The sequence below is a fragment of the Novosphingobium sp. PhB165 genome (assembly GCF_004341845.1).
GTDB lineage: Bacteria > Pseudomonadota > Alphaproteobacteria > Sphingomonadales > Sphingomonadaceae > Novosphingobium.
In genome coordinates, this window is record NZ_SLVB01000004.1 from 185,498 (window position 1) to 211,674 (window position 26,177).

Annotated in this window: 22 protein-coding genes and 1 tRNA gene; 15 read left to right on the plus strand and 8 right to left on the minus strand. The window is 62.8% G+C overall.

Going from position 1 to position 26,177, the window contains the following annotated elements; genetic code table 11:
* Window positions 1–204 precede the first annotated feature (204 nt).
* Window positions 205–495 (minus strand): GNAT family N-acetyltransferase, encoded by a 291-nt coding sequence (locus EDF56_RS12465; RefSeq protein ID WP_132387841.1) that lies wholly within the window; start codon window positions 493–495, stop codon window positions 205–207.
* Window positions 496–557: 62 nt separating this feature from the next.
* On the opposite strand from EDF56_RS12465, the gene EDF56_RS12470 reads away from it, so the two are divergent.
* Window positions 558–1,553, plus strand: coding sequence for a beta-eliminating lyase-related protein (locus EDF56_RS12470; RefSeq protein ID WP_132387843.1), 996 nt, complete (start codon window positions 558–560; stop codon window positions 1,551–1,553).
* Complete coding sequence (locus EDF56_RS12475; RefSeq protein WP_347812982.1) at window positions 1,550–2,479, plus strand: DMT family transporter; 930 nt, start codon at window positions 1,550–1,552, stop codon at window positions 2,477–2,479. The genes EDF56_RS12470 and EDF56_RS12475 overlap by 4 nt, the downstream gene beginning before the upstream one ends.
* Here the strand turns inward: EDF56_RS12475 and EDF56_RS12480 are convergent.
* Entirely contained in the window at window positions 2,392–3,237 is an 846-nt protein-coding gene (locus EDF56_RS12480) for an SDR family NAD(P)-dependent oxidoreductase (RefSeq protein ID WP_132387847.1), read from the minus strand. The genes EDF56_RS12475 and EDF56_RS12480 overlap by 88 nt on opposite strands.
* 85 nt (window positions 3,238–3,322) lie before the next feature.
* On the opposite strand from EDF56_RS12480, the gene pepN reads away from it, so the two are divergent.
* The 9 genes from pepN (at window position 3,323) to EDF56_RS12525 (ending at window position 12,463) form a co-directional block, all read left to right on the plus strand.
* Window positions 3,323–5,953: an aminopeptidase N gene (pepN, locus tag EDF56_RS12485; RefSeq protein WP_132387849.1), complete on the plus strand. Its 2,631-nt coding sequence runs from the start codon at window positions 3,323–3,325 to the stop codon at window positions 5,951–5,953.
* Window positions 5,954–5,963: 10 nt separating this feature from the next.
* A complete protein-coding gene (pgeF, locus tag EDF56_RS12490) occupies window positions 5,964–6,731 on the plus strand; it encodes a peptidoglycan editing factor PgeF (protein WP_243652600.1) in 768 nt (255 codons plus the stop codon).
* 365 nt (window positions 6,732–7,096) lie between these two features.
* Window positions 7,097–7,630: a ubiquinol-cytochrome c reductase iron-sulfur subunit gene (gene petA, locus EDF56_RS12495; RefSeq protein ID WP_132387853.1), complete on the plus strand. Its 534-nt coding sequence runs from the start codon at window positions 7,097–7,099 to the stop codon at window positions 7,628–7,630.
* 23 nt (window positions 7,631–7,653) lie between these two features.
* Window positions 7,654–8,952, plus strand: a complete 1,299-nt coding sequence (locus EDF56_RS12500; RefSeq protein ID WP_132387855.1) for a cytochrome b/b6 — start codon at window positions 7,654–7,656, stop codon at window positions 8,950–8,952.
* Window positions 8,953–8,979: 27 nt separating this feature from the next.
* Window positions 8,980–9,792 (plus strand): cytochrome c1, encoded by an 813-nt coding sequence (locus tag EDF56_RS12505; protein WP_132387857.1) that lies wholly within the window; start codon window positions 8,980–8,982, stop codon window positions 9,790–9,792.
* Window positions 9,793–9,910: 118 nt separating this feature from the next.
* Window positions 9,911–10,447, plus strand: coding sequence for an adenine phosphoribosyltransferase (locus tag EDF56_RS12510; RefSeq protein ID WP_132387859.1), 537 nt, complete (start codon window positions 9,911–9,913; stop codon window positions 10,445–10,447).
* A gap of 122 nt (window positions 10,448–10,569) precedes the next feature.
* Window positions 10,570–10,643, plus strand: a tRNA-Gly gene (locus EDF56_RS12515).
* A gap of 94 nt (window positions 10,644–10,737) precedes the next feature.
* Window positions 10,738–12,072, plus strand: a complete 1,335-nt coding sequence (locus tag EDF56_RS12520; protein WP_347812983.1) for an integrase arm-type DNA-binding domain-containing protein — start codon at window positions 10,738–10,740, stop codon at window positions 12,070–12,072.
* Window positions 12,073–12,097: 25 nt separating this feature from the next.
* The gene (locus EDF56_RS12525) at window positions 12,098–12,463 is read left to right on the plus strand and encodes a transcriptional regulator (RefSeq protein WP_132387861.1); all 366 of its coding nucleotides are present in this window, start codon (window positions 12,098–12,100) and stop codon (window positions 12,461–12,463) included.
* A gap of 536 nt (window positions 12,464–12,999) precedes the next feature.
* On the opposite strand, the gene EDF56_RS12530 is transcribed toward EDF56_RS12525, so the two are convergent.
* Complete coding sequence (locus EDF56_RS12530; protein WP_243652562.1) at window positions 13,000–13,575, minus strand: sterol desaturase family protein; 576 nt, start codon at window positions 13,573–13,575, stop codon at window positions 13,000–13,002.
* A gap of 138 nt (window positions 13,576–13,713) precedes the next feature.
* Here EDF56_RS12530 and EDF56_RS12535 point away from each other — a divergent pair, with 138 nt between their 5' ends.
* Window positions 13,714–14,493 carry an SDR family NAD(P)-dependent oxidoreductase gene (locus tag EDF56_RS12535; protein WP_132387865.1) on the plus strand — a complete coding sequence of 260 codons (780 nt, stop codon included), beginning with the start codon at window positions 13,714–13,716 and terminating at the stop codon, window positions 14,491–14,493.
* Between the two features lie 3 nt (window positions 14,494–14,496).
* On the opposite strand, the gene EDF56_RS12540 is transcribed toward EDF56_RS12535, so the two are convergent.
* Window positions 14,497–15,975 (minus strand): LTA synthase family protein, encoded by a 1,479-nt coding sequence (locus EDF56_RS12540; RefSeq protein ID WP_243652563.1) that lies wholly within the window; start codon window positions 15,973–15,975, stop codon window positions 14,497–14,499.
* 332 nt (window positions 15,976–16,307) lie between these two features.
* Here EDF56_RS12540 and EDF56_RS12545 point away from each other — a divergent pair, with 332 nt between their 5' ends.
* On the plus strand, window positions 16,308–17,504 hold the full coding sequence (locus tag EDF56_RS12545; protein ID WP_243652601.1) for a capsular biosynthesis protein: 1,197 nt from the start codon (window positions 16,308–16,310) through the stop codon (window positions 17,502–17,504).
* A gap of 420 nt (window positions 17,505–17,924) precedes the next feature.
* Here EDF56_RS12545 and EDF56_RS12550 read toward each other — a convergent pair whose 3' ends face one another.
* Complete coding sequence (locus EDF56_RS12550; RefSeq protein ID WP_132387867.1) at window positions 17,925–18,998, minus strand: class I SAM-dependent methyltransferase; 1,074 nt, start codon at window positions 18,996–18,998, stop codon at window positions 17,925–17,927.
* A gap of 323 nt (window positions 18,999–19,321) precedes the next feature.
* Complete coding sequence (locus EDF56_RS12555) at window positions 19,322–20,386, minus strand: hypothetical protein (RefSeq protein ID WP_165912178.1); 1,065 nt, start codon at window positions 20,384–20,386, stop codon at window positions 19,322–19,324.
* A gap of 370 nt (window positions 20,387–20,756) precedes the next feature.
* Here EDF56_RS12555 and EDF56_RS12560 point away from each other — a divergent pair, with 370 nt between their 5' ends.
* Window positions 20,757–21,836: a mannose-1-phosphate guanylyltransferase/mannose-6-phosphate isomerase gene (locus EDF56_RS12560; RefSeq protein WP_132387871.1), complete on the plus strand. Its 1,080-nt coding sequence runs from the start codon at window positions 20,757–20,759 to the stop codon at window positions 21,834–21,836.
* A gap of 58 nt (window positions 21,837–21,894) precedes the next feature.
* Window positions 21,895–23,397: a phosphomannomutase gene (locus tag EDF56_RS12565; RefSeq protein ID WP_132387873.1), complete on the plus strand. Its 1,503-nt coding sequence runs from the start codon at window positions 21,895–21,897 to the stop codon at window positions 23,395–23,397.
* Here EDF56_RS12565 and EDF56_RS12570 read toward each other — a convergent pair.
* Window positions 23,394–24,662, minus strand: coding sequence for a glycosyltransferase family 1 protein (locus tag EDF56_RS12570; RefSeq protein WP_132387875.1), 1,269 nt, complete (start codon window positions 24,660–24,662; stop codon window positions 23,394–23,396). The genes EDF56_RS12565 and EDF56_RS12570 overlap by 4 nt on opposite strands.
* A gap of 14 nt (window positions 24,663–24,676) precedes the next feature.
* A complete protein-coding gene (locus EDF56_RS12575; protein WP_132387877.1) occupies window positions 24,677–25,885 on the minus strand; it encodes a polysaccharide biosynthesis/export family protein in 1,209 nt (402 codons plus the stop codon).
* Window positions 25,886–26,177 lie beyond the last annotated feature (292 nt).

Here is a 26,177-nt window from a genome sequence, read left to right on the forward strand (position 1 = left end):
GCCACGCTCGAACTTGGCGTCCCGATCTCGACGCTTCGTTCGAACTTGGCCCCGCGCCCAAAAGTCCCGTCATCCCCGCGATGGCGGGGATCCCGCTTCTGCTGGTTCATGGCGCAAGGAAGCGGGGCCCCGCCTTCGCGGGGGCGACGGGGTTTTAGGGGTGAGCATGGAGTTTCGTTTCAGGGCGTCAGTTCAGGCCGTCATTCAGGCCTTCACATCATCCCACTCCGGATGCCGCCGGAACGCCGCATCGACATAGCTGCACAGCGATCCGATCCGAAAATGGTTCTCCCGCGCGTCCGCCACCATCGCCTCGACCAGTCGCCCGGCCACGCCGCGCCCGCCGATCACGGGAGGCACAAGCGTATGTTCCGCGTAGCGAATGCCGTCGCGCTCGGCCCAGATCAGGCGCCCGGTCGCGTCGCTGTCGGCGACATGGGCGATATACTCGCCGGAATTTCCGTTTTCATGGGCAGTGATAGTCACGCCGACCATATGTGGGGGCTCCTGAAAAGGTCTGCTTGACGGAGAAGGCGTCCGCTTTAGGGCATATGGCCATGAAGTTTCTCTCCGACAACGCCGCACGGGTCCACCCGAGGGTCTGGGACGCCATGAAGGCTGCCGACGAACCCGATTCGCCTTACGATGGCGACGCACTGAGCAAAGCACTCGACGCGCGCTTTTCCGCGCTGTTCGGCCGCGATTGCGCGGCGCTCTGGGTAGCGACAGGGACGGCGGCGAACTGCCTGGCGCTTTCGGCCATGGTCGAGCCGCACGGCGCCGTGATCTGCCACCGCGAGGCGCATATCGAGATGGACGAGGGCGGCGCGCCCGGTTTCTACCTCCACGGCGCCAAGCTGCTGCTGGCCGATGGCGAAAGCGCGAAGATCACGCCCGATGCGATTGCCCGCGTGATCGACCCGATCCGCGACGGCGTGCATCAGGTCCAGCCCCATGCCGTCTCGATCACGCAGGCGAGCGAATATGGCTGCGTCTACCGGCCCGAGGAACTGGCCGCGCTTTCCGCCTTCGTGAAGGGCAAGGGGCTCGGTCTGCACATGGACGGCGCGCGGTTCGGCAATGCCGTGGCATTCCTTGGCGGCAGCGCGGCGGATGCGGCACGGGGCGTCGATGCGCTGAGCTTTGGCATGGTCAAGAACGGGGCGATGAGCGCCGAGGCCATCGTCTTCTTCGATCCCGCCATGGCTGATAAGGTCCGCTTCCGCCGCAAGCGCGCGGGGCATCTGCAATCGAAGGGCCGCTATCTGGCCGCACAGATTCTGGCGATGCTGGAGGGCGACCTCTGGCTGGACAATGCGCGCGCGTCCAATGCCGCCGCTGCCGAAATCGCGGCGGCTGCCGGTGCGCGCTTGCTGCACCCGGTCGAGGCTAACGAGATTTTCCTCACCTCCACCGCCGCCGAACGCGCGGTGCTGCGGGCGCAGGGCTTCGAGTTCTACGACTGGGGCGACGATGCGGCCCGGCTCGTCACGGCATGGGATTCGCGGCCGGAGCACGTTTCCGCGCTCGCCCGCGCGATTGCCGCCCTGTGAGCGCGAACGCGGCGAGCGACACGGCGGCCCCCGGTTTCTTCAAGCCGGCGGTCATTCTGCCGTTCATGCTGGTGGCGCTGATCTGGGGATCGACCTGGTTCGTCATCACTGGCCAGATTGCCGAAGTGCCGGCCAGCTGGTCGGTGGCATGGCGCTTCGCGCTGGCGACGCCGGCCATGTTCGTTGTCGCGATCGCCATGGGCAAGAGCCTGAGGCTGGGCAGGGCCGGGCAGTTGCTGGCGCTCGCGGTGGGCGTGACGCAGTTCTGCGGCAACTACAACTTCGTCTATCGCGCCGAAATGCACCTGACTTCGGGCATTGTCGCGGTGATGATCGGCCTGCTGCTGGTGCCCAATGCGATTCTGGCGCGGGTGCTGCTCAAGCAGCCGATCACCGGGCGCTTCGTGGTCGGCAGCGCGATCGCCATTGCCGGTCTCGCTCTATTGCTGGTCCATGAGGCGCATGAAGCGCCGCTGGGCGGAAAGGTCGTGCTGGGCACGGTCTTCGCCCTGATCGCGATGCTGTGCGCGTCGGTTTCGAACGTGATTCAGGCAAACGAGACCGGCAAGGCCCTGCCGATGGTGAGCCTGCTGTCGTGGGCGATGCTCTACGGCACGCTTTGCGACGTGGCTGTGGCCTGGCTCTTCGCGGGGCCGCCGGTGATCCCGCGCGATGCGAACTACTGGATGGGCACCGCCTACCTCGCGATCCTCGGTTCGGTGGTGACCTTCCCGCTCTACTACACGCTGATCCGCCAGCTTGGCGCGGGCAAGGCCGCCTATAACGGCGTTGTCGTGATCGTGATCGCCATGTTCATCTCGACGCTGTTCGAGGGTTATCAGTGGTCGGCGCTGGCGATTGCCGGGGCGGCGCTGGCGACTGTCGGGCTGGTCGTGGCGCTGATGTCGCGCAGCCCTTCGCGGTAAGTCGCAAAGCGCGGTTTCCAGCCGAGGACGTGCCGCGCCTTGCCATTGGCGACGCGGCGGTTCTCCGCATAGAACGCCCGCGCCATCGGGGAAAGCGCCGCTTCCTCCAGTGATTGCAGCGGGGGAAGCGGCAGCCCGGCAAGGCGGCAGGCTTCCTCCACGACGCGGTTCTGGCCGCAGGGCAGATCGTCGGAAAGGTTGTAGGCGCCCGCCGGTGCCCTGAGTCCGGCGATCACGCCCGAGGCGATATCTTCGACATGGACGCGGCTGAACACTTGGCCCGGCAAGTCGATGCGATGCGCGCGGCCTTCGCGCGCGCGGTCCAGCATCGAGCGACCGGGCCCGTAGATGCCGGGAAGCCGATAGACCCGCGCGCCCAGCGCAAGCCACTCGCCATCCGCCTCGGCCCGTGCAGTGCGGCGGCCGGTGCCGATGGGGGCGCTCTCGTCCACCCATGCCCCGCCGGCATCGCCGTAGACGCCGGTGGAGGAGAGGTAGGACAGCGCCTTGCCTTTCAGCGCAGGACCATAGCGCTCCAGTACCGGATCGAGCGGTTCGCCGCGCCCCTCGTTGCCGGGCGGGACCGAGGACAGCACATGATCGGCATCGGCCAGCGCGAGGCGCACGTTACCCTCATCCTCGAACGACAGCGTGCCGTCGCGGCCGGTCGAGATCACTTCCCAGCCCATGCGGGACAGGCGCGCGGCCACCACGCTTGCAGTGTAGCCAATGCCGAAGATGAACAGGCGGGGCGCCATGGCTCTCGCTTTCTCTGAAAAATCGCTGCGATTTTCGTAGCGGCACGGCTGGCAATCGCAAGGCGGGGGGCTTAACTCCAAGCGTATGGACATCGCCAGCAACGCCGCCCAGCCCGAAGCCGCTCCCGTCACCACGCCCGCCGTGATCCGCCGCGCGGATTACCGGCCGCCCGAATGGCTGGTTCCGGCCATCGCGCTCGACTTCCGGCTCGGTATCGATGCCACGCATGTGACCGCGAAGCTCTCGGTAACGCGCAATCCGGCGGGTGAGGGGAGCACGACGCTGCGCCTCAATGGCGACCAGATCGCCCCGCTTGCCGTCCGCGTCGACGGCGATGCGGTGAACAACTGGCGGCTCGATGGCGCCGACCTGCTGGTCGAGCTTTCGGGCGATGCGCATGAGGTCGAAGTCGAAACCGCCGTGAACCCGGCGGCCAACAGCCAGCTCATGGGCCTCTATGCCTCCAACGGCATGCTCTGCACCCAGTGCGAGGCCGAGGGCTTCCGCCGCATCACCTTCTTCCCGGACCGGCCCGACGTGCTCTCGACCTATTCGGTGCACATGGCGGGCGACAAGGCGGCCTTCCCGATCCTGCTCTCCAACGGCAACTGCACGGCCACCGGCGAGAACGCCGACGGTACGCACTGGGCCGATTGGCACGATCCCTGGCCCAAGCCGAGCTACCTTTTCGCGTTGGTCGCGGGCGATCTCGTGGCCAACAACGCGCAGTTCACCACGCGGTCGGGCCGCAAGGTCGATCTCAACATCTGGGTCCGCGCGGGCGACGAGCAGCGCACGCAGCACGCGATGGATTCGCTGATCGCCTCGATGAAGTGGGACGAGCAAGCGTTCGGCCGCGAATACGATCTCGACCTGTTCAACGTCGTCGCCGTGTCGGACTTCAATATGGGCGCGATGGAGAACAAGGGCCTCAACGTCTTCAACACCCGCTACGTCCTTGCCGAGCCGGAAACCGCGACCGATGCCGATTACGACGGCATCGAGAGCGTGATCGGCCATGAGTACTTCCACAATTGGTCGGGCAACCGCGTGACCTGCCGCGACTGGTTCCAGCTTTCGCTGAAGGAGGGCTTCACCGTCCTGCGCGACCAGCTGTTCAGCGCCGACATGGGCAGCGAGCCGGTCAAGCGGATCGAGGACGTGCGCACCCTGCGCGGCGGCCAGTTCCCCGAGGATTCGGGCCCGCTCGCCCATCCGATCCGCCCGGATTCCTATCAGGAAATCAGCAACTTCTACACGGCGACGGTCTACAACAAGGGCGCCGAGGTGATCCGCATGATGCGGACCATGGCGGGCACCGAACGGTTCCGCCAGGGCACGGACCTCTACTTCGACCGCCACGACGGCGAGGCGGCGACGTGCGAGGACTTCGTCAAGGCCATCGAGGACGGTGCCGGGCTGGACCTCAAGCAGTTCCGCCTCTGGTATTCGCAGGCGGGCACCCCGCAAGTCTCGGTTTCGCTGACGCATGAGGGCGAGACGGCGACGCTGACGCTCTCGCAGACCGTACCTGCCACGCCCGGCCAGCCGGACAAGCAGCCGATGCCGATTCCGCTGCGCGTCGCCCTGTTCGACCGCGACACCGGCACCCATTCGGGCGAGCGGCTGATCGTGCTCGACAAGGTCGAGGACAGCTTCGTCTTCGAAGGCTTCGCCCGCGCGCCGGTGCTGTCGATCAATCGCGGCTTCTCAGCGCCCGTTGCCATCGAATTCGAGCGCGATCCCGAAGACCTCGTGTTCCTGGCCGCGCGCGATGACGATCCCTTTGCCCGCTACGAGGCGATGCAGAGCCTCGTCGTCCAGCACCTTGTCGCGGCGGTGGGCGGCGGACTGGCCGATGCTGACCGTGCTGCCGGTCGTGCCGCCATCGGCAAGGCTTTCGCGGCGATTATTGCCGACGAGGCGCTCGACGACCTGATGCGCGGCGAACTGATGATGCTGCCGACCGTCGCTTACCTCTCCGAGCAAGTGCTGGTGGCCGATCCTTACGCGATCCACGAGGAACGCGAGGCGCTCAAGCACTGGCTGGGCGGCGAACTGGCCGATGAACTGAAGGTGCTGCACGACCGCGTTTCCGCCGTTCCCTACGGCCGCGACGCGGCGGCGCGCGGCGCCCGCAAGACCAAGGCGCAGGCACTCGTCCTGATCGCCTCGGGCGACGGCGTGGAAGGCGCTGCCCGCGCCAGCGCGCAGTACCGTGCGGCCGACAACATGACCGACCGCCAGTCCGCGCTCACCGTGCTGTGCAACCTCGACGGCCCCGAGCGCGCCGAGGCGCTGGCCGATTTCCACAAGCGCTATCAGGGCAATGCGCTGGTGATCGACAAGTGGTTCCAGCTTCAGGCGAGCTGCTTCCACCCGCAAGTGCTCGAACACGTCCGCGCGCTGGCCGAGCATCCCGACTTCACGCTGGGCAATCCCAACCGTGTCCGCGCGCTCTACATGTCGCTGGCGGTCAATCCGAAAGGCTTCCACGACGCCAGCGGCGAGGGCTATCGCCTGATCGGCGACCTGATCCGCCGCCTCGATCCGCTTAACCCGCAGACCACCGCGCGATTCGTGCCGCATCTCGGCCGCTGGCGCCGGATCGAGCCGGTCCGCGCCGCCATGATGCGCGCCGAGCTGGAGCAGATCATGGCCCAGCCCGATCTCTCGCGCGATGTGCGCGAACAGGTGGGCAAGAGCCTTGGCTGAGGCCGCCGACGTGCGCACGGTGGAGGTCAACCGGGCCAAAGTACTGGATAGCCTTCCGCATGGTTTTCTCGGCCGTCGCGGCGGGGTCAGCACGGGCGAGGTGTCCGGCCTCAACGTCGGCCTCGGCTCCGGTGACGATCCCATCGCCATTGCCGAGAATCGCCGCCGCGCGGTCGAGGCGGTGCTGCCCGGCGGACAGCTGGCGAGCCTCTACCAGGTCCATTCACCGGATTGCGTCGTAGTGGGCGACACGGTGTGGAGCGATGCCGAACGCCCCCACGCCGACGCCTTGGTCACCGCCCGCCCGGGCGTCGTCCTCGGCGTGTTGACGGCGGACTGCGCGCCGGTGCTGCTGGCCGATCGCGAGGCGGGGGTGGTGGGTGCCGCCCATGCCGGATGGAAAGGCGCGGTGGCCGGAGTCACCGATCGCACCATCGCCGCCATGATATCGCTCGGGGCCGAGCCATCCCGGATCGTTGCGGCGGTCGGCCCCTGCATCGCCGCCGTCTCCTACGAGGTGGACGAGGGTTTCCACGAACGCTTCCTCGCGCAAGCGGCCGGCAACCGGCAATTCTTCAGCGCCGGGCGACCCGGTCACTGGCAGTTCGATCTGGAAGCCTATGTCGCCGCGCGGCTGGAAAGTGCCGGAATCGCTGGCGTAGAGCGTCTCGGCCTCGATACTTATGCGCAGCCGGACCGATTCTATTCGTTTCGCCGCGCCACCCACCGGGCCGAAGCCAGTTACGGACGGCAGTTCTCGCTCATCGCCGCAGGGTGATTGCCCGGGGTAATTGCTGAGGGGGATCGCCGGGGGGATCGTTTCGCCCGGACCCTCGCCATCCTGCCGCTCTCGCGTTCCGCCACGCCCCAGTCTTGCGCGGCGGGGCCTTATTGCTTGAATTTGCAGGCTCGCCCGCGCCATCGTCCTGCCAAAAAGGCGGTTGGCACGTTGGATTTTCGTGTTATCAGCCCGATACGTCGGTATTCGATCCGGGGCAGACACAGTGATGTGTTCGGATCTCTCGAACCGTAATGGGGGATACCAGACTAAATAATAAGTGGTCAGGATCTGGGCTCGCCTCCGGATTACACCGGGGCGGGTTGTCGATAAAAACAAGTCAATAACGTAGGGCAAGGGCAAACATGGCTGAGGCAGACGGCGTGCGCCGGCGCGATTTCATCAATATCGCCGCAGTAAGCGCGGCGGGAGTTGCAGGCGTCGGGATCGTGGTCCCGCTCGTCAGCCAGATGTCCGCTTCGGCAGACGTGCTTGCCGCATCTTCGACCGAGATCGACATCTCCTCGATCCAGCCCGGCCAGGCGATCAAGGCGATCTTCCGCAAGCAGCCCGTTTTCGTGCGCAATCTGACGCCGCACGAGATCGAGGAAGCCAACAAGGTCGATGTCTCCAGCCTGCGCGATCCGCAGACGCTTGAGCAGCGGACCAAGGAAGGCAAGACCAACTGGCTGATCACGATGGGCGTCTGCACGCACCTCGGCTGCGTCCCGCTCGGGGCCGGTGAGGGAGAGCCGCGCGGCGAGTTCGGCGGTTACTTCTGCCCCTGCCACGGCTCCACTTACGATACCGCCGCCCGTATCCGTAAGGGCCCCGCGCCCAAGAACCTTGAGGTTCCGGTATACGAATTCACCAAAGACACGGTCGTCAAGATCGGCTGAGGCGAAGCGAGAGGATAAAGAAAATGAGCTTTCCCTGGGCCAAGGAATACAAGCCGAGCCACCCCTTCATGCAGTGGATGGACGAGAAGCTGCCCATCCCGCGTCTCGTCTACAACGCCGTCGGCGGCGGCTATGAAGTTCCGCGCAACCTGAACTATTTCTGGAACTTTGGTTTCCTCGCGGGGCTCTGCCTCATCCTCCAGATCGTCACCGGCGTGGTCATGGCCATGCACTACGCGGCCAATACCGCCGTGGCGTTCGACACTGTCGAAATGACGATGCGGGACGTGAACTGGGGCTGGCTGATGCGCTACGCGCACGCCAACGGCGCCTCGGCCTTCTTCGTCGTCATCTACATCCACATCTTCCGCGGCTTTTTCTACGGCTCGTACAAGGCCCCGCGCGAGATGGTGTGGCTGCTGGGTGTCGTGATCTTCCTGCTGATGATGGCCACCGCCTTCATGGGCTACGTGCTGCCGTGGGGCCAGATGAGCTTCTGGGGCGCCAAGGTCATCACCGGCCTGTTTTCGGCCATCCCGCTTGTCGGTGAGCCGCTCCAGCAGTGGCTGCTCGGCGGCTTCGCGCCGGACAATGCCGCGCTCAACCGCTTCTTCTCGCTGCACTTCCTGCTGCCCTTCGTGATCCTGGGCGTGGTGATCCTGCACATCTGGGCCCTGCATATCCCCGGCTCGTCGAACCCGACCGGCGTCGAAGTGAAGAGCGAGAGCGATACCGTTCCGTTCTACCCCTACTACGTCGCCAAGGACGGCTGGGCGATCGGCGTCTTCGCCATCCTGTTCTGCGCGATGGTGTTCTTCTTCCCGAACTACCTTGGCCACCCGGACAACTACATTCCGGCCAACCCGATGAGCACGCCCGCGCATATCGTGCCCGAATGGTACTTCTGGCCGTTCTACGCGATCCTGCGCGCCTTCACGCAGGACTTCCTGTTCATCCCCGCCAAGCTGATGGGCGTGATGGCGATGTTCGGCGCGATCCTGGTGTGGTTCTTCCTGCCCTGGCTGGACAAGTCGCCGGTCCGTTCGGGCGCCTACCGCCCGCTCTACCGCAAGTTCTTCTTCTTCGGCCTGCTGCCGGCGATGGCGGTGCTGTTCTACTGCGGTGGTGCGCCGGCGCAGGAGCCCTTCGTGATGCTCAGCCAGCTCGCCGGGCTCTACTACTTCGCGCACTTCCTCATCATCATTCCGATCGTCTCGGCCATCGAGAAGCCGGATCCGCTGCCCTTCTCCATCACCGAGGCTGTCCTCGGCGCGGACGAAGAAGCCAAGCTTGCCCCCTCGCCCTCGGCGACGGTTGCCTGACACCAGCTGGAACGAAAGACGAAAGACATGGCACGCATTCTCTCGATCCTCGTCGGGCTGTTCTTCACGGTCGCGCTGGCGTGGTCGTTCGGCAAGGGCGCCTACACGCAAATCACCGACCCGCCGGCAGCAACCGCTGAGCACGAATTCCACCTCGCGCCCCGCGAATATACCTTCGTGAGCGACGGCATACTCGGCCGCTTCGACCGCGAGCAGCTTCAGCGCGGCTTCGAAGTCTACAAGGAAATCTGCTCGACCTGCCACGCGATCCGCCACGTCGCCTTCCGCGATCTCGGCGCGCTGGGCTACAGCGAAGCCGAAGTGAAGGCGATCGCCAAGGGCTTCCAGGTGCCGGTGTTCAACCCGGCCACCGGTGAAGTGGAAACGCGCGCCGGCATGGCGACCGACTACTTCCCGCCGGTGGTCTACGCCGGGCAGGGCACGCCGCCGGATCTCTCGCTGATCACCAAGGCGCGTCACGAGGGGCCGCAGTACGTCCGCTCGCTGCTGACCGGCTATCAGGACCAGCCCGCCGACCTTCTGAAGAAGTTCCCGGATTCGAAGACTCCGGACGGCCTGCACTACAACCCCTACTTCGCGAACCTCAACATCGCGATGCCGCCGCCGCTGACCGCCGATGGTCAGGTAACGTTCTCGGACGGCACCAAGGCGACCAAGGAGCAGATGGCCACCGACGTGGCGGCCTTCCTGGTCTGGACTGCCGAACCGAAGCTGGAAAAGCGCCATCAGACCGGCTTGGCCGTGCTGGGCTTCCTGCTCTTCGCAACGGTGATGGGCTACTTGTCGTACCGGAATATCTGGGCCGGCAAGAAGCACTGAGGCCCGGTTCGCCGATCCGATCGAAAGCCCCGCCATCCACCCGGATGGCGGGGTTTTTCGCATCCGGTCCGGCGATCTTGGCTTTTCCTGCGCGGTCCGAGCGGCTAGGCCCTGCGCCATGACCATCGACGAGCTCAAGGCCATCGTCCGCTCTGTTCCGGACTTTCCCAAGCCGGGCATCCTGTTCCGCGACGTTACCACGCTGATCGGCAACGGCCCCGGCTTCACTGCCGCCGTAGACCTCATGGCGCAGCGCGCCGTCGCGGCGGGGGCTGAGGCCATCGCCGGCGTAGAGGCGCGTGGCTTCATCTTCGGCGCGGCGATCGCGGCGCGGCTGGGGCTGGGCTTCGTGCCGGTCCGCAAACCGGGCAAGCTGCCTGTCCCGGTGCTCGCGATCGACTACGCGCTCGAATATGGCACGGACACGCTGGAAGTCGATCCCGACGCCGTGAGCGAAGGGCAACGCGTGGTGCTGGTGGACGACCTGCTGGCCACCGGCGGCACCGCACTCGCGGCCATCGAATTGCTCCGCCGCGCCGGGGCGCAAGTAGACCACGCACTCTTCGCGATCGACCTGTTCGAACTGGGCGGCGGCGACCGGTTGCGCACGGCGGGCGTGACGCCGGACGCTTTGCTGGCCTTCGAGGGCCACTGATCGAAATCGCGATTATCGGGCGCTCTGCAAGATTTTCGCAAGAGAGCCGTTGACGAACCGCCGCTTCCCATGGCAAGCGCCTGCCTCTGGCGGCGCAAGCCCCATCGGCTGGTTCCGATCGGGCGGGTATAGCTTAGTGGTAAAGCTCCAGCCTTCCAAGCTGGCTATGCGGGTTCGATTCCCGCTACCCGCTCCAACACCGCTCTCAGGACCTCCCAGAAGGTCCTGAAAACGGCTGTTTTCCGCCGTTTTTTGCTGATATAATGTCCGGGCAGTTCCGGATATGTTCCATGCAATCTCAGCCCGATTTGGCACAGGAGACGGACCTGCAGTTGTTCACAGCTGTCGGAAGGTCCCTATTCATGTCCGGAGAATCACGCAGGTCTGGTCTGACCGCACAGTCGGTCGCCCACGCTCGACCGCAGAGCAAGCCATACAAGCTCTCCGACCGAGATGGACTGTACCTGCTGATCAAGCCGAGCGGTGCGCGCTACTGGCGAATGAACTATCATTTCCACAAAGTTCAGAAGACCGCCTCGTTCGGACGATATCCGGAGGTCGGACTTGCCGAGGCCCGAGAGCGACTTCTCGATGCCCGCCGCCTGCTGAAGGACGGCATCGATCCAAATCGCCAGGCCAAGCTCAACAAGATCGAAGCGTCGGTCGCGGCCGCCAACACGTTCAGAGCGATTGCCGAGGAGTGGCTGGAAAAGGTCCGGCTCGAGGAAAGATCGTCCAAATCGATCAAGAAGTATGAGTGGCAGCTGGGTCTCGTGATGCCCGACCTCGGGGGCTGCCCTATCTCCACGATCACGGCGCATGAGGTGCTTCTGGCACTCAAGAAGATAGAAAAGACACGCAAGTTCTACACGGCGGTAAGCACCCGAGCCCTTTGCAGCCAGATCTTTCGCTTCGCGATCGCCACGGCCAGGGCGGATCGCGATGTATGTGCTGATCTGCGCGGCGCGTTGGTGACGCCAAAGGCTATTCACCGGGCCGCTATCACGAAGCCAAAGGAAGCGGGGGCGCTGATACGAGCCATTGAAAGTTACGAGGGCGCGTCCTTGACGAGAATTGCGCTTCGGCTTCAGGCGCATGTGTTCGCACGCCCGGGAGAATTGCGGCATGCGGAGTGGGCGGAAATCGACCTGGAGCGGGCCGTCTGGACGATACCAGCGCACAAGATGAAGATGCGCCGGCCCCACTCGGTTCCGCTCTCCCGGCAGGTCGTCGAGATCATCCGGGAGATTGAACACGGCCCGATTTTCAGTCTCTATCTTTTCCCGTCGGTGCGCTCGACGAAAAGACCAATGTCGGACATGACCATCAATGCTGCTCTCCGGCGGCTCGGCTACGGTCCGGAAGATATGAGCGCCCACGGGTTCAGGGCTATGGCCGCCACGCTGCTGAACGAAATGGGCATTTGGAACCCTGATGCCATTGAGCGGCAGCTTGCTCATATCGAGGCCAACTCTGTGCGCCGGGCATACACGCGCGGACAACATTGGGACGAGCGCGTGCGAATGATGCAACATTGGTCGGATTATCTCGATACTCTCCGAGGTGGTGCGGAGATCATTCGCCCGGATTTCGGTCGGCGTGGTCCGGCCTTGACGTTGGTTTGAGAGTGGGATTTTTGGAGATTTGCTAATGCCGGTCCGACCAGTCAAAAACGCGGATGATCACAAAGCGGCACTGAAGCAGATCGAAAAGCTGTGGGGTGCCCAGGAAGGTAGCCATGACGGCGATTTGCTCGAGGTGCTTGTGACTTTGGTTGAAGCTTATGAGCGTGAAAGCTCGCCAATCGGGCCGAGGGACCCGGTGGCAGCGATTAAGGCGGCAATGGCAGCAAAAGGATATAGCCGTGCCGATCTTGCCGCTTTGATTGGCCAATCTCGCGCCACGGAAATTCTCGGTCATAAGCGTGCGCTTACACTCCCTATGATCCGAAAGATTGCAGAGGCCTGGGCCGTGCCACCGAGCCTGCTCGTGCAAGAGTATTCCCTTAAGAAATGAGGTCGCTCTTCGCGAGGGAGATGCGACTCGTGCTTTCGAGTAGAAATTAATTCAAGGAGCGGCGGGGGATGTCCGGCGATAAGTCGATCTCCCGAGAGAGACGCGCTTCGTGCTTTCGAGTAGAAATTAACACGAGGGTCAGCCGTGGAATACCGGCCATAATAGGTGAATTTGCGCGAGCGTGCGACTTGGCGCAGGAACGGTCGATGCGTCCCTTTTAGGAGGGCGTTGCGCACAACCCTGCGAACTGCGGTGGGTTTCTGGGGAACGCGAGCAATCAGTCGCTTCGCATTGACCGTCGTTCGAGAATATCTACTCGAAAGCACGAATTGCCGATGCTCGATAAGCGGACCTTTGTAGGGGGCTCGTTCGTACCGCCCTGGAACAGGGGTTTACCAACGAAGGAACCTCCAACCTTCTGAGTCGATCGATTGTTCTGTTTGAGAAAATGGTTCAGTCAGGCTGTTGAAAACAGCGGATTCCCCTCCAAGCGCCAGCGGGTCAGCGTTGGAATCCTAAATGTAACGATTGGAACTTCAACGCTTAAGCGATTGGATCCGGCTGCCAAACACGCGATCCCAGAAAATGGCAGAGATCGAGTAGTTGCCGCCTTCATCGACATAATGATGGCGCATGTGATGGCGCTTTATCGCTTGTGACAGCCTGCCCTGCATCGGCCATTGGTGCGCGGCGTAGTGGACCACATCGTACATCACGTATCCGACGATGAAGCCCAGGAACAGCCAGGTACCGGGCGTGCCCAGCAGCAGCACGAATAGGCCCCACACGGCCGCGGCGATCGGAACGCTGGCCGAGAGCGGCATGATACTGCGCAGGGGGTCGTTCGGAGCTTCGTGATGGTTGCCGTGCATCAGGAAGACGAACCCCTTCAGCATCGGCACATCCGTTTCCCAATGGAACAGGTAGCGGTGCATGGCATATTCAAAGAGCGTCCAGACCACGAGCCCGGCCAGGAACAGGCCCAGTCCGGCGAGCGGGCTGACTGTTCCCCAGCCCGTCCATGCGATCGACGGCAAGAGCACAGCCCAAGCCCCCGCGAAAACGCGGGGAGAGATCAACGTAAGCCGTTCGAGCTTCTCGCTCTTGAACAATCGAATACGTTGCGAACTAGGATCTAGCGATGGCATTGCATCCGATCTCGAACAGTAGGGGCCGGGGTCTGTCAAGCCAATAGTACCCACATAAGTTGAGATGTTGACAATGTAGGTCCATTGCATCGAAGCAGCGGCATGATCTCTGGTTCCCTGCCCAAAAAAATTCTCGTGACCGGCGCCTCGGGTGGGCTCGGCGGGGCACTGGCCGGGCACTATGCCGGACCGGGTGTCCATCTGTCCCTGTGGGGGCGCGATATCGTGCGTCTTTCGGCGCTTGCGGAGGCCTGTCGGCAGGCCGGGGCTTCGGCCGAGGTGCGCTCGCTGGACATTGCGGACGTGGCAGGGGCCGTCGCGGCGCTGTTGGCCGAAGACGAGGCGGGGGCGGTCGATCTGGCCCTGTTCGCCTCAGGCCTTGGGGATATTCGCGCCGAGGGGGACTTGGTGGAGGCTCCTGAGCTTGTCGCCCGGTTGGGCTTGGTCAATTTCGCCGCACCCGCCGCGATGGCGGCGGCGCTGGCCGGACGCATGGCGGCGCGGGGTTCCGGGGGCATCGTGCTGGTCGGGTCTGCGGCGGCCTTCCATGCCCTCCCCTTCGCTGCCGCCTATTCGGGAAGCAAGGCCGGGCTGGCGCGCTTTGCCGAGGCACTGCGGGTGGGGGTGCGCAGGCACGGGGTCACCGTGACATTGGTGTCGCCCGGCTTCATCGACACCGCCGCCTGCCGTGAGGTTCCGGGGCCCAAGCCGCTGATGCTCAAGCCGGACGACGTGGCCGCGCGGATCGCGGCGGCTGCCGCGAAAGGCAAGGCGCATGCAATCATGCCCTGGCCCTTCGCATTGCTTCGGCTGTTCGACCGTCTGCTGCCACGCGTCTTGCGTGAGCGGCTCTTGCTGTCACTGGCGCCGCCGGCGCGGTAGCCGTCAGGTCGGACCGGGGGCGCTCAGCACCGCCGCGAGGATCGCGTGGTGCAGGCCTGCCGGGGTGAGGTCGGCCTGCCGGTTCTCGCCGGGCACGATCCGTCCCGCCGCATCGAGGCGCACCATTACATAAGGCGTGTGGCGGTCCCCGCCGGGTGCGGTCGCGCCCGGAATGCTGGGGCGATGGTCGCCGAAGAACACCAGCAAGGCCGGGCGACCCAGCGCGCCAAGCCGTTCGGTGAGCGTCGTCAGCATCGCGTCGCTGTTGCGCACGAGGCGCAGGTAGCTTTGCTTGAGGTCGCCGTCCGGATGGCCGTCCGGCGCCCAGGGGCCGTGGTTCTCGATGGTGACCGCATAGAGCAGGCTCGGTTCCGTGGCACCTGCCGCGAGCGCTACGATTTCGTCGGCTATCGCTGCGTCGGTCACGTAGCGTCCCTCTCCGGGGCCCGGAGGGGCGAAGCGGTCCTCTCCTGCCAGTTCGGCGAAACCGCCCGCCGGCATGATCCGGTCGCGGCCGTAGAAGCGCATATCGTGCGGGTGGAGGAACAGGCTGCGCCAGCCCGCGCCTTTCAGCCGTGCCGGCAGGGCATAGGATGCCTCGCCCAGCGCGGTGAGGAAGGGGTCGTAACGTCGGAAGCCCAGTTCATCCTCTTCGAGGCCGAACAGCACGCCATATTCGGTGCGCATGGTATAGGCGCCGAAGCCGCTGACCATCAGCCGGCCGCACTGGCAGGCGCCTTCCCGCGCTGCGGCCAGCCCTGGCAGGGCAAGCTTCGGGTCCGCGAAAAGTTCGGCGGGGTCGGCAAAGCTCTCGCACTGGATGACGACGACGAGTTCGGGGGCGCCGGCCGGAGGCGTTCGCGTGATATCGGCGCAGGGCGCCGGATCGCGGCTTTCCCGCCAGCGTAGCCAATAGAGCAGCAGCACGGGCAGCAGCCCATGGCGCAACACGTCGGCATGAGCGTCGGGCACGCGGGCGAGGCGCCGGATCGGCGCCGACTTCACCGAAAGCGCCAGCACCGCAAGGCTGAAGGTCAGAATGCCGAGCCCGATCAGGTGCGGCGGCAAGGTCGGCACGAACAGCCAGGCCAGCAGCGCGAAAAGAACAGCCGCCACCACGCCGGCGACGACACGCTGCCAGATCTGGACGGCGGAAAGATAAAACTGTGGATGACGAAATATCGCACCGATGAGTGCGAGGTCAGAAAAGAGCAACGGTTCACCCAGCATGGCGTGCTTGGCGTTCGAGGCCACTGCCAGTAACGCCAGGACGGCAAGGGCTAGTCCTGCCGATACTCCGACATTGCCGCAGCATGTCAGGAACAGACCGAACAGGCCCGCCATCATCCATGCCAGCAGCCACGAACCCGCCGTACTGCGTCCGGAAAGCATTGCAAACTTGGTATTTCGCGGGCGTACCAAGCCGTCTAGCAGGAGCGCGCCAAGCAGCAGGGCTGCGAATGTCAGTCCGTCGATCGTCACTGTCCTGCCGCGCTACCAGATCCTGCACCCAGCCCCTTGGAGCTTATTTCAGCGGGCGGAACCGGGGTCATAGCGGGTGGCCTCAAGGCTGTCATCAAGCGTCTCCGTCTGGCAAGTGCGGGGGAGGCAGGCTTGTCGCGTTTCGCGTGGCGGACTAACGGCTTGGGTCCAAGGCCTGTCACGTCGTGTCGGTGCAAAGCCGGGGCGCAATGCGTTTCCGGGAGATGTCATAATGGAGCGCTTTTCTGACGATGCCTGACCTTTCCGCCGACGCAGCCTCTTCCGGCGCCGAGGCACATCGTCCCGACGAAACCGGAAAGCGCACCGTCCTGATGCTGCAGGGCCTGATGGGGCCGCTGTTCCGCCGTCTGGGACAAGGGCTGATGGAAGCCGGGCACACCGTCCACAAGGTCAACTTCAACGGCGGCGACCGCCTGTTCTGGCGCCTTGCCAACGGTATCGACTATCGCGGATCGCTGGAGGACTGGCCGCAGGCCTTCGCCGAGCTGGTCCGCGAGCGTGGCATCACCGACGTGACGCTGTTCGGCGACTGCCGCGACCATCACCGGCCCGCCATCGAGATCTGCCGCCAGCTCGGCATACCCGTGCACGTGTTCGAGGAAGGCTATATCCGGCCGGACTGGGTCACGCTGGAGCTGGGCGGCGTCAACGGCCATTCATCGCTGCCGCGCGATCCAGTCTGGTACCGCGAGACGGCAGCTGCCCTGCCCCCGGTTCCGCCGCACGCGCAAGTCCCGGCCTCGTTCCGCCGCCGCGCGACCGAGGGGCTGCTCTACAATGTCGCCGATGTGTTCACGCGCTGGCACTATCCGCACTGGAACAACCATCGCCCCTGGCACCCGGTCGTTGAAGGCGTCGGATGGTATCGCAAGCTCCGCCGCCGCAAGGAGCGCGAACAGCTGAGTGCGCAGCTGATGGCCGAACTTGAAGCATCGGGCGCGCCGTACTTCCTGTTCCCGCTGCAACTCGATTCCGATGCGCAGATCCGGCTGCACTCGCCTTTCTCGGGGATCGGCCCGGCGCTCCAGAAGATCGTGAAATCATTCGCCAGCCACGCGCCGGCGGACATGCGCCTGGTGGTCAAGGAGCACCCGCTCGATAACGGCGTACGCGACTGGCAGCAGGAAACCGCCGACATGGCCGCGCGGTTCGGCGTTGCCGACCGGGTCGACTACTTGCCTTGGGGGGATATCGTTCCCGTCGCGCGGCGGGCGCGCGGCATGATCACGGTGAACAGCACCAGCGGCACGCTGGGCCTCGCCATGGGGGTGCCGGTGGTAGCGCTTGGCCACGCGGTCTACGACATTCCGGATATCACCTACCAGAACGGCCTCGATGCCTTCTGGCAGGACCCGGTGGCTCCCGATGCTGAGACTTTCGCAGCCTTCCGCCGCGTGCTGGTGGAGCGCTGCCTGATCCCCGGCGGCTTCTTCTCGGAAGAGGCGATTGCCAAAGTCGTACGCCATGCCATCGCCCGGTTCGAAGGCAAGGCATTGCCGCCAGAATGATGTGCCAGCCTCAGACCTGATGGTGAGACTGCGCTCTGTCTCTGTTCACGACCCGGCCGGATCGCTCGCGCTATGTCGCTGCCGTAACGCGTTCCGTGGTACGTTGGCCCGGGCGAGGCGGCAGCAGTCCCGTATCCTGTCGCCGCGCCTTTGATGTGTCGGCGTATGCCCTCGCTCACGACTGGCGGAGCGCGGCCCCCGGGTCCCACCATGGCACGGTGCAATCCGAGGGGTTCTCAGGTCCTACATTTCATTTCGGCCTGAGGGGGACGCCCCGCCATGGAAGGCATCGAGAGAAAGTTTGTCACGCTGAAGAGCGCCTGCTCCCGTCAGTCCGGTCAGGGTCGACGGCAGCAGAGCCCCTGCGAAGTTAAGCCGAGGGCCAAATTCTCGACCAAAACGTTCTCTCGATGAACGTTCTCATTCACCGCCTTTGGTTATGATGAGCCCAATGGAGGTCGTGCTATAGCCAGCCAATTCCAGCTTCAGATGGGGAGCGGAGAACGGCGGGAGATCAATGTGTTCGTCCACAGCGGTAGTGCCCGGCCACAGATTCAGCGGTTCCACCTTGTGTCCAGCGGATACGAGTTCGTGGATTACCAATTCGAAGTCCTGTTTCCGGAATAGACAGGTCTCAGGGGCTTCGAGGGTGTCCTCGTTCGATTGCAGGTTGAATTCAGTCGTTTGAACCGACACTCCTCCGGGCTTGAGTGTTTTCAAGCTGTTATGGAGGTAGTCCAGTCCCTTGCGTATCGATCCCAGATGTTCGAAGGCACATGCTGACCAGCAAAAATCATATCCAGTCAAATCGCCCGGAATGTTGTTCATGTCGGCGTGCATAAAGCTCACCTTCGTGAAGAATGTTTCGCGATCGACGATCTCCGGATGCCAAATTGATTCGAGACTTTCCCCCCACTGGGCGCCTTTATCCCAACGGTCACTAAAATCCAGGTCGGCCGGCGCATCGGTCGCCAAAATCTCGACACCAGCCTTGGCGAAAACCGAAGGCAGCGGTTCCAGACCGGTTCCGAAGCCTATACCGCGCCGCCCTGGCTGCAGCATTTCCTTGCTTTCCAACACAGCCAAAATGTACGCGAATTCCCATATTTTACGATGCATTACCGATGCATCCAGATTTAAACGGGCACAGAGAGAACGATATGCCTCCGTGTTCATCTGTTCGGCGGTGCAGAGCTGGCAAACTGGCTTATCCAAGGACGGTTCCTCAAACTGCCAACGAACTTCAGGAAATTGAGGGCGAGACAAAAGAAATGGCGGTAGGGTGTAATGGTCGCGGCGCCAGCGGGTGCCCAGCTCACGCGAATTTGCGCTTTCAAACAACGCGATTGCTTGAGGTGTTCTTAAAAATGTATCTCTAAGATCTTCGGTTCGATTGTAACCGTTCCGATGAAACTCAATTTCATCATCGCTTTGTGGATCAATACCTAAGAGAAAGCGCATTCCCCAAATCGCTGCTTCTCGTGAAACCGCCATATCACCTTTTCCTATGTTGCAGTGCTCAATCCGATAAGCGGTGCGAAATGTTTTGTAACCAGAAATCAGGGGGGCAAATATAGAATTAGGCGGTGGCAACGCCACCAGTCAGGCGATGTGGGTCTCCGCTTCGCAGATAGGTGGCACAGGCCCGCTTTGCCTTAATCTATGGAGCCCGATTGAGCAGACTACGGTGTTAGAGACATCTTCGGCGCTTACAGCTGCGGACGTCTGTCATGATTACCTGTGCGTTTGGCGCTCGCTTTTTCTTTCATCGCGTAGGCAAGTCGGAAATCCGCGATGCCCAGTTTCGCCAAGCAGGGTCAGGAGGCCACCAGCTTCAGGAGGCGCCGATGTAACACGGTACGGCCTGGCTCCCAATCTTCATAGATGAGGTAGATATCGCTCCCGTCCGCAATCCAGCGAGCGTACGTAAGTGCGCATGGGGTGTTCGGATCGGGATGGCTTCGCGTGATGAGGGGCTGCGAGTTTGGCGCACTCCAGCCACGCGATCCAGAGCGAGGCCACTGGCCATTTGGTGCCCGGACGATCTGAAATATCCAATCCTGATTGGTTGTGCAAACAAGCCCGCGGTTCATGGCTTCGATTACGAGGAACGTGTGCCTTTCACCGATCAAGGATGTGGCGGCACCAACGCCGGTGCAATCGGGAACCCACTGTCCGCAATCGGCTGGGCCAAGAATCGCATCGCCAGGAAGACCCGGTCCATCGACGGCCCACCGCAGGAAATCAGGTGTCGCCACCACGCCTCGATAGGAACGTTTCAATTTGTAATTGTATCCGTGCAAAGTAATCAGATAACGCCCCCCGGCTTTCTGAACGATATCCGGTGTTCCTTCGTCGACCGTGTTTGCAGGGTCGCAAGCCTTTCCCCGACCCTCACAAATGCGCGACCAAAGCTCACCATTACGGACCACTGGGTTGTGGTTGTCGGCAACGAACGGGCCTGCGGGAGACGGTGCGCGACGGCTATAGTGACAAAGCGACCATCCGCCTTCGTTCCGTGTCGCGAGGCACTGCGCGAGAATGTGCCACGTCTCGTTCGCTTCGTCGTAATAAGTACTGCCGTCCAGAACTGCGCACCCGTCGCCATTGGAGCCGGGCTCGATAATAGGCACTGGCCCCGACCAGGACTTGCCCTTGTCCCGGCTCGAGCGAATAACGACCCGGGTGTGATCGGCAGGACATTGTGGAATCGGGGTAAGGTACTGACGACTGAACGCATACCAAATACCATTTGCGACGAAGAACCAGCTCGAATTGTCGAGCACGGTACCCTCACGTTCTTCAGGCCAATGCACATCACCGACTTGCACGAACCGGGCGCGACCGCTCCACAAATCGTCCGGAGAAACGGTGGCGGCCAAGCATGAAGTTGCGGTACCAAGGAAAAAAGCCGCAACTAGCCACAGCGATTTGGGCACATTCCTCTCCTAGACTGTCCGACCACTTTAAGACTGCACGAGCCAGCTCGTAACGCAACGAATGAGTGCACTTGGGGCTTGCGGAGGTATCGATGCAGCCAATATCACTTCAGGAGAACACCGGCGACATGGCGAACCATAGCTGAAATCGGATCACCCAGCGTTGCGATCGCCCCCCAACGAGATCACGCCGGGCGGAAGTTTGTGAGTACCCGTCAGCAGTTGCGCCTCTATAGGGACATGGCATTGTAAAGTTTTGCACGAGCGAACAGGTTTAGTTAAGACGGTTGGCCCCCTTCAATCGCGAGTTATGATGAATAGCACCACGACGATCGTTCCTGTCGTTCTGTCCGGCGGATCCGGCACTCGCCTTTGGCCCGTATCGAGGCCTGAACGTCCGAAGCAGCTTCTGCCGCTGACGGCTAAGGAAACCATGCTGCAGCTCACCGTAGGGCGCACCAGTGGTTACACCGCCGCTGCGGTTAAGCGGCCGATCCTGGTCGCCAATTCCGCGCATGCGCACATTATTGACGAGCAACTCGGCGCCTCCGGCATCGACGACTATCTCGTGTTGCTGGAGCCATTTGGCCGTAACACGGCACCCGCCATCGCCTTGGCCGCGCTCGAGGCGGATCCCGACGATGCGCTGCTCGTGATGCCGAGCGATCATATCATCGCCGACCTCGCCGGTTTCCACGGGGCAATCACCCGTGCGCTGCCGCTGGTGGCTGAAGGCTGGCTCGTCACATTCGGCATCACGCCGGATAGCCCCGAGACCGGATATGGTTATATCAAGATGGGCGCGACTTGCGGCGATCTGGTGCATGAAGTTGCTCGCTTCGTCGAGAAGCCAGATGCTGTCCGCGCCGCCGAAATGCTCGCGGAGAGCAACCACGCCTGGAACGCCGGTATATTCCTGTTCCGGGCCGACGCTTATCTGGCGGCGCTCGCCAGACATCAGCCCGATATGCTGAACGCCGTGAGTGCCTCGCTGGCGGGAGCCACGCGAAACGGCAAGCATGTCTCTCCCGAGCCTCGGGCCTTTGCCGAGTGTCCGTCCGAATCGGTCGACTACGCCATCATGGAGCGCGAAGATCGGGTCGCGTGCGTGCCGGTGGATATGGGATGGTCGGACGTCGGCAGCTGGGATTCCCTCCATGCCGTCAGTGACAAGGATGCCGACGGCAATGCGGTTCGCGGGCAGGCGTTGGCGCTCGGTGCGAACAACTGCCTCGTCCACACGGACGGCCCTCGCGTCACGCTTGTCGATGTCGACGATCTGATCGTCGTCGTATCGCAAGGCGAGGTCATGATTCTGCGCCGCGGCGAATCCCAAAAGGTTCGAAAGGTTACAGAGGCCCTCAAGGCTCCGGTGCTTCAAGTCGCCGAATAAAAGGAGTCGCCTCGGCGATTATACTCCGCGGCGCACCGACCAGAATTTGTGAGAATCCATGCCCCAAACCGTTTCGATCACCGACCTGATGACGCGCTCCAGAGTGGCCTTCGGAACCAGCGGAGCACGCGGCCTCGTCAGCGCGATGACCGACGCTGTGTGCTTCGCCTATACCTGCGCTTTCTTGCAGCATCTCGGTAACATCGGGCAATTCGCGCCTGGCAGAACGGTCGCAATTGCGGGCGACTTGCGCCCATCCTCGCCGCGCATTCTGGCTGCCTGCGCTGCCGCGGTGCGCCACATGGGCGGGCAGGTCGCATTCTGCGGCTTCGTGCCTTCCCCTGCCGTCGCCGCCTATGGTTTCGAGCGCGGCATTCCGTCGCTGATGGTGACCGGGAGCCACATCCCAGACGACCGCAACGGCATCAAGTTCAACCGCGTCGACGGTGAAGTGCTCAAACCCGACGAATTGGCCATGCGTGCGCAGGAAGTGGCTCTGCCTGACATCTTCGATGAAGCTGGCATGCTCAGGGAGGTACAGGGCTGCGGTCCGATTGTTGACGCCGAAACCGCATATGTGGCTCGCTATTCCCAATTCTTTGGGCCCGAGGCGCTACGCGGACTGAAACTGGGTATTTACGAGCATTCCGCCGTAGGCCGCGATCTCCTGTCCGCGATCGTCGGTAAATTGGGTGGAGAAGTCATCCGTCTCGGCCGCTCGGAAACCTTCATTCCCGTCGATACCGAGGCTGTTCGGCCCGAAGATCAGGCGCTGGCCCGGACCTGGGCCCAAGACTTTGGCCTCGATGCGATTCTCTCCACCGACGGGGATTCTGACCGTCCGCTATTGGCGGACGAAACCGGAGCATGGATGCGCGGCGACGTGCTGGGCATCCTGTGCGCTCAAGCCCTGGGGATCGAAGCTGTAGCTACCCCGGTAAGTTGCAATTCGGCGGTGGAACAGTCCGGCGCATTCCGGGACGTGCGCCGCACCCGCATCGGCTCGCCCTATGTGATCGAGGCGATGAACACGCTCGCCGCCGGATCAGTCCCGATCACCATCTGCGGTTACGAGGCCAATGGCGGCTTCCTCCTGGGCACGCCGATTGAGGCCGAAGCGCGCACGATGGCGGCGCTTCCGACGCGCGATGCAGTCCTGCCGATGCTGGCAGTGCTTGTCGCAGCGCATCGCCAGGGTGTCTCGTTATCCTCGCTACAGGGAGAACTGCCCGCGCGGTACACCTTCAGCGAAAGGCTACAAGACTTTCCGACCGAACAAAGTCAGGCGCTGTTGGCCCGGCTCCAGAAAGGATCGGAACTTGAAGTCCTCGACCGTGCGACGGAAATGTTCGGTGGGCTGACGGGAACGGCAAGCGCCTTCGACATCACTGACGGCCTGCGCCTCACTTTCGTGAACGGCGACGTCGTCCACTTGCGCCCCAGCGGCAACGCCCCTGAACTGCGCTGCTATACGGAAAGCGCGACGCCCGAACGCGCCGCTTCGCTGAATGCCAAGGTTCTTGCCATTGTCTCCCGCGAACCGGGATGTAGCGGCAGCTAATTCAGCGCCGCCAGGATTGTCCCGGCGGCTCCGCGCCAGTTTGCAGTCGGCGGGGTGACCGTGACCCGGCCAGCCCGAGCCTCGCCGATCCAGTCGTGGATACAGTTCCCCAATTCCTTTGCTTCAGCAGCGGCAGGGAAGTAGCGAACTCCGTGTTCTTCGTGGATTCGAAAGATAGGTAAGTCGCGCGCTAGAACCGGCTTATTGTGACCTAGCGCCTCGATCAACGGCAGGCCGAAACCTTCTGCGTGCGAGGCAATGATGACTCCCTCGCAGGCTTGGTAGATCTGCTCCAGTTCATGATCTGCGACGTCATCGAACCAAAGAAGCTTACTGCCATGCTCAGGATGATTGCGGATAGAATCACGCAGGCTCTCCACCTGCCAGCCCATCCGGCCGACCAGCACGAGGCGATGTTCTGATCCCTGTCGCCAGAGTTCGCTGAAGGCCGCGAGAATATCAGCGTGCCCCTTGCGCGGCTCCAATGTGCCTACCATCAGTGAAAATGGCTGGCCGGTGTCAAACCGTACGCAAGGTTCTTCAGGAGCGATCAGGGCCGTTTGTAATACGGAATCCATAATCGCATGGCCCATCGGGACAATTCTCGTGCCGAAACCGCCTTCGAGACCGAAGCGATCAGCGAGAACGCGCCTTAAATCGTCCTCAGTCTGCTGCGAGATGCACAGAAAACCTTCAGCCATCCCCGCGATGATCTCCAGCCACGCCTTGTAGCGGATGACATTATTGGGGGAGAACCACTCTGGTCGCTCCACGGGCAGCAAGTCGCAGATCAGAAACCACAATTGGCCGCCTTGGCGCTGGAATCCGGCGAGCTGGCGACGGTGTATCCGGACAGTGTCGAGCGAAAAATCCAATCCGAAGAAGACGTCGCCCGGCCGAGCCTTGATCGCGGCGATGTTGGTGGTCGCTGCCGCCGTCGGCCACGATATGACATGATAAGGGCGGCGCCGGTTGGCAGCGACGAAGCGGATTTCCCATTCGGCCGACGCCTCCTCGATCAACGCCAGCGCCAAGGCGCGCACCACCCGCTGGATGCCGGTCCCGGCATCGTTTTGGCTGATTACTGCTAGGTCCACGTAGAGCCTGCGACGTTCTTCCGAAGCTCGCGCATTGTTTCGCGCGATCCGGACCGGTTCATCGCGTCGCCGCTGGACACGCCACGCGCGCAGCCCGCGCCCGGTCACCGCCTGATCGATGCGATATGGCAGCAGGTCGAAAAAAGGACGTAAGGTTATGGCGCGCATTTTGTGCACTATGTTTACTGTGCGAGAATGGCCGCGGTCGTCGCCACCGGCAACACCGTGGAGAAGACGGCATTCAGGAACTTCTGGAAATCAGCCAACGGAGCGTTGGAAACGTACAGTACGTCCTTGTTCCGAATCGGGAAGCTCTGGGCGATGAAGAAGGTGGAAGGGTCCTTCATGTTGATGCGATAGATAACCGGAACCTTGCCGTCCGGTGTGACTTTCGCTGTCGCACGAACTTCAGGCGACAGCGCGGCCGGATCCTCTAAGCGGAAGATGAATACACCCTTTACGTCGGCGCGCGCATCCTGGAGCCCAGCGACGCGGCCCATCGCCTGCGCCAGCGTCAGCCCTGTAGCCTCGAAGGGCACCTCTTCGTTTCTGCCAACAGCACCCAGCGCCGTGAAACTAAAGGGCTGGAACATCACAGTCATGATATCGTCGGGTTGAAGCCGAACGTTCTGCCGAGGATCACGGATCACCGTTTCCAAGGGCAATGACGCTATTTTTGAATCCCTCGTGATCTGGACAGTCATCTTGCCGACCGGTTGCTTCACACCGCCTACAGACGCCAAAACGTCGAGGATGCGTTCGCCGCGAGCAGTCAGGGGAATCCTGGCACTGTTGGCGACATCCCCAACAACAGTCACGTTCGCCGTCGCATTCCGGATTAGGCGCACGATCGCTTGCGGCTGGTGAGCCTTGCCGACAAGGCGCCCCGTAATGTCCTTGGCAATTTGCTGAGGAGTGCGACCATCGGCCTGAACGCGCCCCACAAAAGGTACGGTGATCTGGCCGTCACTATCGACCATTTGTTCCGGCAATGAAGTGCCATGGGCAATCGTTCCGGACGAGGACGCTTGCGAGGATGATTGCGAGGCCAATTGCGCGCCGCCTCCGGCAACGCCAAACAGCGCGGCCGGCGGGGCCTCCCATATTGCGATATCGAGTACGTCGCCCTTACCGATCACCGACCCGATCGGCCTGCCTTCGCCTAGGCTCTCTGAGAAGGAACCCTGTTCGCTGCTCGCCAAAATATCATGGGCTACCACGTCGGTAACGTCAATTACCTGGATGCCGGAGCCGGCGACAGACCGGTCAGGAGCTCCGTCGACACTGCGCGTCGATGGCCCTGAAGCTGGCACCACCGCGCAGGCGGAAAGAGAAATTACACAAGCTGCCGATGCCATGAGGCGGGCCGAAACAGTGTAAACTTTTTTCATGACTTCAGCCCAATTTTTCTAACTTGCAGTAAGCCGGCGAACGGGGTCGGACCTATGCCGCAAGCAGAAGTCCGGATCAAGGAGGCCCCAGGCGCATGTGCCAACTTCCCCCGGCAAAATACAAAACCGACGAGACTGGACGAGAACAACTCTGGAGGCTAGGTGGCTTGCGCACGCGCTTGCTTACGGCCGGGGCGGCATTCTGATACTGCTTGAGGGTTTATGAATGCGCCTGCACTCACGCAGAAATAGTGCAGAACGTAAGCATAATGTCAGGAAAAATTAGCCGGCG

Coding starts and splice junctions, on each gene's coding strand:
- EDF56_RS12465 (WP_132387841.1), bottom strand. CDS start 495: ATGGTCGGCGTGACTATCACTGCCCATGAAAACGGAAATTCCGGCGAG.
- EDF56_RS12470 (WP_132387843.1), top strand. CDS start 558: ATGAAGTTTCTCTCCGACAACGCCGCACGGGTCCACCCGAGGGTCTGG.
- EDF56_RS12480 (WP_132387847.1), bottom strand. CDS start 3,237: ATGGCGCCCCGCCTGTTCATCTTCGGCATTGGCTACACTGCAAGCGTG.
- pepN (WP_132387849.1), top strand. CDS start 3,323: ATGGACATCGCCAGCAACGCCGCCCAGCCCGAAGCCGCTCCCGTCACC.
- petA (WP_132387853.1), top strand. CDS start 7,097: ATGGCTGAGGCAGACGGCGTGCGCCGGCGCGATTTCATCAATATCGCC.
- EDF56_RS12500 (WP_132387855.1), top strand. CDS start 7,654: ATGAGCTTTCCCTGGGCCAAGGAATACAAGCCGAGCCACCCCTTCATG.
- EDF56_RS12505 (WP_132387857.1), top strand. CDS start 8,980: ATGGCACGCATTCTCTCGATCCTCGTCGGGCTGTTCTTCACGGTCGCG.
- EDF56_RS12510 (WP_132387859.1), top strand. CDS start 9,911: ATGACCATCGACGAGCTCAAGGCCATCGTCCGCTCTGTTCCGGACTTT.
- EDF56_RS12520 (WP_347812983.1), top strand. CDS start 10,738: ATGCAATCTCAGCCCGATTTGGCACAGGAGACGGACCTGCAGTTGTTC.
- EDF56_RS12525 (WP_132387861.1), top strand. CDS start 12,098: ATGCCGGTCCGACCAGTCAAAAACGCGGATGATCACAAAGCGGCACTG.
- EDF56_RS12535 (WP_132387865.1), top strand. CDS start 13,714: ATGATCTCTGGTTCCCTGCCCAAAAAAATTCTCGTGACCGGCGCCTCG.
- EDF56_RS12545 (WP_243652601.1), top strand. CDS start 16,308: ATGCTGCAGGGCCTGATGGGGCCGCTGTTCCGCCGTCTGGGACAAGGG.
- EDF56_RS12550 (WP_132387867.1), bottom strand. CDS start 18,998: ATGGCGGTTTCACGAGAAGCAGCGATTTGGGGAATGCGCTTTCTCTTA.
- EDF56_RS12560 (WP_132387871.1), top strand. CDS start 20,757: ATGAATAGCACCACGACGATCGTTCCTGTCGTTCTGTCCGGCGGATCC.
- EDF56_RS12565 (WP_132387873.1), top strand. CDS start 21,895: ATGCCCCAAACCGTTTCGATCACCGACCTGATGACGCGCTCCAGAGTG.
- EDF56_RS12570 (WP_132387875.1), bottom strand. CDS start 24,662: ATGCGCGCCATAACCTTACGTCCTTTTTTCGACCTGCTGCCATATCGC.
- EDF56_RS12575 (WP_132387877.1), bottom strand. CDS start 25,885: ATGAAAAAAGTTTACACTGTTTCGGCCCGCCTCATGGCATCGGCAGCT.